This is a genomic window from Nitrospirae bacterium CG2_30_53_67 (assembly GCA_001873285.1).
Taxonomy (GTDB): domain Bacteria; phylum CG2-30-53-67; class CG2-30-53-67; order CG2-30-53-67; family CG2-30-53-67; genus CG2-30-53-67.
In genome coordinates this window covers 1-8475 of sequence record MNYV01000176.1, presented here as the reverse complement: position 1 = coordinate 8475, position 8475 = coordinate 1, and the positions used below count along the sequence as shown (strand labels likewise).

Here is an 8475-nt window from a genome sequence, read left to right as displayed (position 1 = left end):
ATCCGCTCAACCTCCTCGATATCACTCTTAAGTCTCTTTAACTTCTCATCCCTGATATAACCAAGATCTTCAGCGAGTAATACTTGTGTCTCCAATTCACAATTTGTAAATCTCCAAACATCATTGATAAGACTGGGGCCCTTCCTTTAACTCCTTGTAGTGTTTGAGCACTTCACTTGACCCCTGGAATCCTTGACCCCTTGAACCCTTATGTTTTCACCCACTCTTTTGGAGAGTATCCCTTTTTCTTTACCCGGCCGCCTTCTCAGTTCCGGCCTCTGCGGGCTCGGCCCCGGCGGCATCGGAGGTTTTCTCCTCTGGGGCGCTCGATGCCCTGGCTTCAGCCCGCTTCTCCAGCGCCGTCATCCGGCTGAGTTTTCTCTGAAGCCTCTTGAGTGTCTTGTGCACGTCGCGGAGGTCCTTGTCCCCGATGGGCTTTTCCGAGGCCTTTTTCTTTTCCATCACTTCTTTTTTCAGAACCTGAATCTTTTCCTGAATCTTTTCCTTGATGGAAACCACTTTCCCGCCCTTCTGTTTCTTTTCAGCCATTTCTGAATCCCCTTTTTTTGTTAGAGCGCCCTTCAGTTTCTTTGCAGGGGCTCCTAAATATGCAGGATGTGTATGCAACGACCCTGACAGTCTGGAGAAGATAACAGAATCCTGCTCCGCTGTCAAATCTATCTGAACCGCTAAACCACTTCTGAATACTCTTTGACCTCCCGGTCAATTCGGTCAGACAGTTCATCAATCGCTATATCCAAATCATACTGCGATTGCAGGCCGAGCCAGAACTCGGCAGAGGTCCCGAAAAACTTGGCCAGTCTCAGGGCCGTGTCTGCCGTAATCCGTCTCTTCTGCAGTACAATTTCATTTATCCTGCGAGGATGCACACCGATGTTCAGCGCGAGCTTGCTCTGGCTCAGTCCCATGGGATTGAGGAATTCCTCCAGGAGTACCTCGCCTGGATGTACGGGTTGCAGTTTCTTCTTTTTCATGATTTTCACCCCTAATGGTAATCTATGATTTCAACCTCATGAGCGTCCCCTGCCTTCCAGAAAAAACAGATACGCCATTGATCATTGATCCTGATGCTGTATTGCCCCTCTCTATCTCCGCCAAGCTTTTCCAGCCTGTTCGCAGGAGGGACACGTAAGTCATTGATGTTTTTTGCATTGTGTATCATGCGCAATTTTCTCAGGGCCACCTGCTGGATATCTCCCGGCAATCTTCTTGAACCCTCACGGCTATAGACCTTTCCCGTCTCTCTGTCACTGAAAGACTTGATCATAAATGGAAAGGTATAACGTTTAACGTTAGATGTCAAGTGTTAACCTGGATTCGAAGGGGATGGAAAATAACCTGTCCCCTTCTTCGGTGCATGAAATGGCCGGGGATTTTTTCTTTACGGCCGGGAAAACCGCTTGGCGGTTCAATCCATCTTCAGCAGAACCTTCAAAACGCCGGGGAGAGAGGCCCTTTTCAAGGCCTCAATGCCCTGATCCAACGGGTAGACGGCCGAGATCATGGAATCAACATCAACCTTTCTTCCTGCCAGAGCCCACATGGCGGGTTCGAAAGGGCCGCACCGGGAGCCGATCAGGGTGATCTCGTCCACAACTATGGATGAAAGATTGACCTGCACCGGAGAGGTAAGCGTGCTCTTCAGGACGATCCTCCCTCCCGGCCTGACAAGCCGCCTGCTGAGATCAAAGCCTGCGGGCGATCCGGAACAGTCCACCACGATATCCGCTCCCTGAAGACCGGCAAGATCCTTCTCCAGGACGGCATGGATCCCGAGCCTGTGCAGGATGGCCAGGTTCTCTTCATGGCGCCCGATCACGGTCAGCGCCGCACCGGAACCGCGCAGGACCTGCGCCACGAGCGACCCCAGCCTCCCGTCCCCAACCACCAGAATGCGTTCCTCCGGGGCGATCTCCGCCTGTTCCAGAATCTCAAAGGCCGCGGCAACAGGTTCCACAAAAACCCCCTGTTCATCGCTGAGGCTGTCCGGAAGGGGGTGAAGATTCTCCTGCGGGAGGGTCAGGTACTCGGCAAAGGCCCCGTCCCTCCCCTGGATCCCGAGAACGGTGCGGGAAGCGCAGTGGTTGCCGAGACCTCTTATGCACATGTCGCAGGCCCCGCACGGGCAGTTGATCTCCCCAACGACCCTCTTACCCATGAGTTCGGGGTCATCGCACGCCTCCACCACACCCGTGAATTCATGCCCAAGTATCCCTTTGAACCCCATGTAACCCTTGAGGATCTCAAGATCCGTGCTGCAGATCCCGGCCATCTTCACCCGGACCAGGGCCTCGCCCCGTGCCGGCGCCGGATCGGGACAGTCCGGCACATATCTGAGGTTCCCCTCAAAGCGAAGCGCCTTCATCGTCTTCCCCCTCTTCCGGTCCCGGCTTCTCCTCCTCATCCTTGCCGCCCGAAGGCTCATAAGACACAGGCTCCCCGGGGACCCGGTATCCTTCACTGGCCCACGCGCCAAGATCCAGGAGCTTGCACCGCTCGGAACAGAAAGGCCGGTACGGATTATCATACCAGTCCGTCATCTTCCTGCATATCGGGCATGGAACCTGCGGCAGTGATTTCCGTTTCATAACAACTATTTTTTTTCAATCACATCAACGGTATTTCTTCCGCCATCTTTATCTCGCCATGTTCGATCTTCGGATGACACCAGAGACAGTCAACCTGCTTCTGTGTCACATGCTTTTCGTGAATGAACTGGGTATCGGAATATCTTTCCGTCTTGTCCACATGGCAGAAGTAGCATTTATCTACAGGCGTGACGCCATCCCCTCGCGTGATCTCAACGTGGCATATATTGCATTTGTAACCTGCCTGTAACGCCGCCTCGTGGGAAAAGGATTTCCCTTTGTACATGATGGGCTTTGCGGGCGCCGAATGGCATGAGGGACATCCCGTAAAAGCCTGGTCGTGGGACACGCCTTTAAAGTGGCAGAGAAAGCAGACATTCGTCGAAACCTTCATATGCTCCCCCTGGACAATATCCGAATGGCAGCTCCTGCAGTGCAGTTTGATCCCGCGTTTCATTTCGTTGAAGTGCGTCTTATGATCAAAGGTAATGCCCCGCTTCGTGAACGCCACTTTTGATTCAACCAGCCGCTTCTCGTGGCATCCGGACTGGAGACAGTTCTTGTCAGGAACGTTCGTAAGGGGCCGAGGATTATATACGCCGGCAAGAAACATGAATTGCCCGACGAGCGCCTGCTGGGAGCTGTACTCGTGGCACTTGAGGCAAGGCACCATGTTGTGCGTTGATGTTTCCCATTTTTTGTAATAAGGAGCAATATAATGACACGAAGTGCAGCTCTTCGGATCTTTAAAGGCGACCTGTGAGATATAGAGAAAGAGCGCGCTCACAATAACGAATAAAATGACCACGAGAACAACAAATTTCCTGCTCATAAATTAGTCCCTCCTCCCGATAAGATTTACCCATGATGGTACAGGCGCATTGGATTGCATCATAGCACCGTTTCCGCGATCATGCAAAATGAAATGACAAGTATCTGTTTTTCAGGAGCCGGAAACACTGCCCCATTTCCCGAACAGCAGCAGCATGAAGAGAAAGTCATCACCCTCTCCTCGATCCCCTCCTCTATGAGCCGTTGGCTCCGAGCCATAGGCCATCAAGGGAGGGGAGGCCCACTATCAGTTCCCTCTCCCCTTGTGGGAGAGGGTAAGGGTGGGGGGTATGGTTAAAAGCTGGGAGTCCCCCGGCAGAGCCGGGGGGTGCCCTTATTTAATTACGCCTCATCTCTCAGATGCAGAAATTCCTGCAGTTCCTGTTCGTGATAGAAGGCCCGTTCAAAGAACAACCCCGCCGCCGGGGCAATGTAGCGGACCGGCCGGTCCGATTTCTCCGTCAAGAGGCTTCCGACGTCCTCCACCGCCAGGCCGTGCCGTCCCACCTCCACCAGAAGACCGACAATCCGGCGCACCATCTTCCATAAGAAATGAGACCCGATGATCCTGAAAAGGATCAAGCCGTCATTCTCGGTCAGTTCCGTAAGGTGCACCAGCGCCATGGTCGATTTTTTCAGCTCCTGTTTCTCGGCAAAAGAAACGAAATCATGCATGCCGACCAGGAGTCCTGCGGCGCGGCGCATGGCCTCCAAATCGAGCGGGTCGCGCACCCACCAGACATATTTCCTGTCAAAGGCCGATTTCCTTTTGGAGAGCCGGTAGATGTAGCTTCTGGCAATGCAGTTGTGCCGGGCGTGGAAACGCGGATGGGCCTTTTCCACCCGGAGAAGCGCCATATCCCTGGGCAGGGCGTCATTCATGCCGCGGAGGATGGCCTCAGGGGAAAGATCAGTCCTCACCTCCAGATGGGCTGTGTAATTGAGGGCGTGCACCCCGGCATCGGTCCGGCCGCTCCCCTGGATGTCCAGCTCATCGCTGCCGAAGAGAGTTTCCGCGGCCTGCAACAGGGACCCCTGCAGGGTCTTAACCTCGTGCTGTTTCTGCCAGCCGCTGTACCGTGTGCCGTCATATTCCAGGGTGAGCCTGAACCTGCCGGGGGCCGGTTTATGGGTCATACCTCTGTCCCCTTCCTGATGTTACTCATGCAAATAGGGTCCCTTTTTATTCCTTCTGGTTCCCCTCCTTTGTACGGAGGGGAAAGGGGAGGTAGATCTGCATTCTTTCTACCCAACCTGACCTCCCCTTACAAAGGGGAGGAGAAACGTTTGTCCCCAATGTGTGCTGATGGCCGCTCTCCCATTTTCATGGTCTGTACCTGGTTAAAAAGCGATCCAACTCATTTGCAAAGGCCTGTCGATCACTCAGGTTCAACGTAGATGGGCCGCCGGTAATCACGCCGCCGCCTCGCATCTCACTCATAAAATTACGCATGGCCAGGCGCTTCTGAATATTATCTTCCGTATAAAACTCTCCTCTGGGATTCAGCGCGTGGCCCCCTTTTTCAATGACCAGAGCGGCAAGGGGAATATCCGCAGTTATGACCAGGTCGCCCTGTTGTATTTGCTGGACGATATTGTTATCTGCGACATCAAAGCCGGCAGGCACCTGGAGGGCCTTAATATAATTTGATGGCGGGGTTCGAAGAGGTTTATTGGCAACAAGAATAAGGGAAACGCCGACCCTCTCAGCGGCACGAAATAGAATTTCCTTGATGTCTTTAGGGCACGCATCGGCGTCGATCCAGATTTGCATTGCTTTCTTTCCTTATTGAGTGAATTGAGTATTGTGTCCCCCGAATTCCAGAAAACACGCTCTAGTGCGAGATTAAAATCGAAATATTTTTTATGAATATCATTCAATTATTTTGACCTCAATACTGGAGAGGCTACTTCCCGAACAAGTTCAAGAATCTTATGTACAGCATATTTTACTGTCCCTACGGTTTCTGCGGTATTGTATCAACTTCATACCTCATGGCCAACCCTTCAAAACTCATATTCAGCATTACGGCGTTATGAGGAATCAAGACGTATTTCCACGGCTTACCGCCGTTCTTGGTCGTATAGTCAGTCGCATGGCGGCAGTATTCCAGGGCAGCTTGCGTCTTCTTGGCAACATCCGGGGAAGACATATCCGTTTCCATTTTTGTTTCTACCATGTAAACTGCATCCGCCGTCTCGACCACGAAATCCGGCACGTATTGCTGTGAATTGTGGTTGTACCAAATATTGAACTGCCTCATGGCAGGCCGAAGCCATTTGAGAACAGCCGAGTCATCTTCAAGAATCACGGCGAAATCTTTTTCTGTCTTGGAGTCAAACTTGTAGAGTATGTGGCAAGCCTTTTGAAACCCGCTGAACACTTTGGACGGAATGGCCGAGGTGGGTGTAACGGTCTCTCTGAAATCATGAACGCCGTCGTGACGGCTCTTGGCGCAACTGGGCTCTTCTATTTTTGTGAAAGGATAAACCTCCGGTTTTTCAAACTCCGGTTCCTCCACATAAAAATGATCATCCTGCATCATCTGTGCATAAATATATTCGGCAATCGCCTTCTTGTGATACTGAACCACATTGATCAAATCATCCTCCTTTAAATAGGTTCTGAAATGGGCCACTGCCTCTCCAGCCAGCTTCATCAAAAGGAAAACTTGCTCATCGTAATCGATTTCCGAGTAATTGATCAGCTCATTCACAATGATATTGTCAATCCTATCCGGCCGAATTCGACCATCCCCGGTCACGCTATCTATTTCATTGCTCTGCAAGGCCCGACGTATGATCTCTTCGGACACCGGTTGATAATTCAGGTTGCCGACATCCAGATCAAAATCTCTGAAGCCGGAACGGACTTCTCCGGTCTGCTGAATGACGATACGTGGAATTTCTATGATTCTTGCCACAAAATCCGCAACCACTGCATTATAGCGATTCTTGGCTTCTGCTATGATGTCGCCGGCGAAAAGATCTTTCTGCGGTTCGGATTGGAGTTTCTCCTCTATTTTCTTTATTGCCATATCTCGGATTTCAGGCCGGGAGAGATCCCCCGCGTGTCTCACGGACCGAGAAAGAGCGGGCAGTATGCTCAGGATGTTCTTCTTGGCCTCATGTCCAAGTTGGGCCTGTTTCTTCTCTTCCGGTTCCTCGATATTGGCAATCTTCTCTGCCTCTTCATGCAGTTCCTGTTCGGCAATGGAATGGGCTGTAACGACCTCCTTTGCTCCTTCAAGATCCATCTCATCGATCGTGATGATATGCTTCTGCTTAATAATGGAATCGGGCTGATTGGCCAGATCTACAATCTCCTGAAAACGGTCATGGGCTATAATCGTAAGCTTGTCCACCTTGGGTGCCCCGGTAATCTTCCCATAGGGAAGGCGTAAGCCGCGCCCGATGGTCTGTTCACGAAGCGTCATGGAAGCTGCCGCACGTAAAGGAATGATGGTATAAAGATTCGTAACATCCCACCCTTCCTTCAGCATGTTCACATGGATCACAATTTCAATCCTATTGTCCGGCTTTTCCAGCGTCAGTAGCTGTGCGATGTTCTCCTCTTTTTCCGAACCGGTTTGAGCCGAGTGTATTTCCATAACCTTGTCTGCATACCGACCCTCAAAAAAAGCCGTTGACTGAATAAGCTCTCTGAGCCGGGCTGCATGGTCCGTATCCTTTGCCACGACCAGGACAAAAGGCTTAACCAGAGATTCACCACTGTCGCGAGCATAAATATCGAGCGCCACCTTAGTGTCCTCATGAATCCTGAGGCCGTCTTCCAGCTTGACCCGATCCAGATCTTCATCCCCATAATTAGAGGGATCGAAATTCTTTCTCGTGGCCACAGCCGGTTCCTTCACAAAACCATCCTCAATGGCCTGGGCCAGAGAATATTCATAGACAACGTTTTTGAACTTGATTGTCCGGCCGCCCCGCTCCACCTGAGGTGTGGCTGTCAGTTCCAATCCGAGTATCGGATTCAGCTCGTTAATCACGGCCATGCCCCGGTCGGCCCGGTAATGGTGCGATTCGTCCATGAGAAGTACAAGATCATCAAGACTTGCCAGGTGATTAAAATAGGAATCCCCAAGACATTCGTGAAGCCGCTTAATCCTGGGTTCCTTTCCGCCGCGAGTTTCGGAGTTGAGTTTTGAGATGTTGAAAACATTGATGGTGACATCCGAAAACAGATAGCCTTCCTGCGACCGCTCATAGGTGTCCCCGGTTACGATACGAGGGGCATGTGCTGCAAAATCTCCGATACCTTTGAACACATATTTGGGGTGGGAGGACTCGGAAAGATCCGTAATCAGCTTCTGATATACCGTCAGGTTCGGGGCCATCACAAAGAAGTTCCGTATCCCTTTTTCGAGAAACAGGTACGCAATGAATGCACCCATCAGCCGGGTCTTACCTACACCCGTAGCCAGGGCAAAACAAACGGACGGGAATTCCCGCTCGAAATCCTGACAGATAGGATAGAGAGACTTTACTTTTTCGAGTTCGGAAGATAGATCAGGCGACTTCTTGAGCTCAAGCAGATCAACAAGCTTCGAGAGGATGTCAAGACTTTCCGACTGGGGCCTCCTCAAACTGAGGCGGCTACGGATATAGGAAGCATTCTGATTCATCTGTTTCTCCTCTCAGAACAGAGCCCCCTGACCGGGATTTACCTTTACCTTTGGTTTCACCGGCTTCTCTTCAGGGCCGGGCGGAATGAACTCCGGCGCCGTCTGCAGATCGGTCAGGTTCACGATATTCAGACTGTAGTCCTCCCGTCCAAACTCGCAGCGGCCCATGAGCATCTGGGGAATCTTCTTCACTTGAATATTGGGATACCGGTTGCGGCAGGGAGCAGAAAACTTTCGGCAGCAGACAAGTAGGTGTTCATCCTCGCCCATCTCCTCATGAATGCGGTCGAGCTGTTTTACGGTGAGAAAATTCGTGGTCGTGAAGATAAAATCCTTTTCCGTGGAATATCCTTGCTTCCAGTAGACTCCCTGACTTGGAGAATAAGTAA

Annotated in this window: 9 protein-coding genes and 1 pseudogene; all 10 read right to left on the bottom strand. The window is 51.5% G+C overall.

Annotated features, from left to right (window positions below; genetic code table 11):
• Positions 1-249 precede the first annotated feature (249 nt).
• On the bottom strand, positions 250-549 hold the full coding sequence (locus tag AUK29_10890; GenBank protein ID OIP60843.1) for a hypothetical protein: 300 nt from the start codon (positions 547-549) through the stop codon (positions 250-252).
• Between the two features lie 140 nt (positions 550-689).
• The gene (locus AUK29_10885; GenBank protein OIP60844.1) at positions 690-995 is read right to left on the bottom strand and encodes an addiction module antidote protein, HigA family; all 306 of its coding nucleotides are present in this window, start codon (positions 993-995) and stop codon (positions 690-692) included.
• A gap of 11 nt (positions 996-1006) precedes the next feature.
• Entirely contained in the window at positions 1007-1288 is a 282-nt protein-coding gene (locus AUK29_10880) for a plasmid maintenance system killer (GenBank protein ID OIP60842.1), read from the bottom strand.
• Positions 1289-1429: 141 nt separating this feature from the next.
• Positions 1430-2386 carry an alcohol dehydrogenase gene (locus AUK29_10875; GenBank protein ID OIP60841.1) on the bottom strand — a complete coding sequence of 319 codons (957 nt, stop codon included), beginning with the start codon at positions 2384-2386 and terminating at the stop codon, positions 1430-1432.
• Positions 2367-2609: a hypothetical protein gene (locus tag AUK29_10870; GenBank protein OIP60840.1), complete on the bottom strand. Its 243-nt coding sequence runs from the start codon at positions 2607-2609 to the stop codon at positions 2367-2369. Before AUK29_10870 ends, AUK29_10875 begins: the two co-directional genes overlap by 20 nt.
• Positions 2610-2628: 19 nt before the next feature.
• Complete coding sequence (locus AUK29_10865; GenBank protein OIP60839.1) at positions 2629-3441, bottom strand: hypothetical protein; 813 nt, start codon at positions 3439-3441, stop codon at positions 2629-2631.
• 341 nt (positions 3442-3782) lie between these two features.
• Complete coding sequence (locus AUK29_10860) at positions 3783-4577, bottom strand: tRNA pseudouridine(38-40) synthase TruA (protein ID OIP60838.1); 795 nt, start codon at positions 4575-4577, stop codon at positions 3783-3785.
• Positions 4578-4764: 187 nt separating this feature from the next.
• Positions 4765-5214, bottom strand: coding sequence for a DUF188 domain-containing protein (locus AUK29_10855; protein OIP60837.1), 450 nt, complete (start codon positions 5212-5214; stop codon positions 4765-4767).
• A gap of 184 nt (positions 5215-5398) precedes the next feature.
• The gene (locus tag AUK29_10850; GenBank protein ID OIP60836.1) at positions 5399-8086 is read right to left on the bottom strand and encodes a hypothetical protein; all 2688 of its coding nucleotides are present in this window, start codon (positions 8084-8086) and stop codon (positions 5399-5401) included.
• 12 nt (positions 8087-8098) lie between these two features.
• Positions 8099-8475, bottom strand: a pseudogene (locus tag AUK29_10845) (hypothetical protein).

Coding starts and splice junctions, on each gene's coding strand:
- AUK29_10855 (OIP60837.1), bottom strand. CDS start 5,214: ATGCAAATCTGGATCGACGCCGATGCGTGCCCTAAAGACATCAAGGAA.
- AUK29_10890 (OIP60843.1), bottom strand. CDS start 549: ATGGCTGAAAAGAAACAGAAGGGCGGGAAAGTGGTTTCCATCAAGGAA.
- AUK29_10885 (OIP60844.1), bottom strand. CDS start 995: ATGAAAAAGAAGAAACTGCAACCCGTACATCCAGGCGAGGTACTCCTG.
- AUK29_10870 (OIP60840.1), bottom strand. CDS start 2,609: ATGAAACGGAAATCACTGCCGCAGGTTCCATGCCCGATATGCAGGAAG.
- AUK29_10880 (OIP60842.1), bottom strand. CDS start 1,288: ATGATCAAGTCTTTCAGTGACAGAGAGACGGGAAAGGTCTATAGCCGT.
- AUK29_10850 (OIP60836.1), bottom strand. CDS start 8,086: ATGAATCAGAATGCTTCCTATATCCGTAGCCGCCTCAGTTTGAGGAGG.
- AUK29_10875 (OIP60841.1), bottom strand. CDS start 2,386: ATGAAGGCGCTTCGCTTTGAGGGGAACCTCAGATATGTGCCGGACTGT.
- AUK29_10860 (OIP60838.1), bottom strand. CDS start 4,577: ATGACCCATAAACCGGCCCCCGGCAGGTTCAGGCTCACCCTGGAATAT.
- AUK29_10865 (OIP60839.1), bottom strand. CDS start 3,441: ATGAGCAGGAAATTTGTTGTTCTCGTGGTCATTTTATTCGTTATTGTG.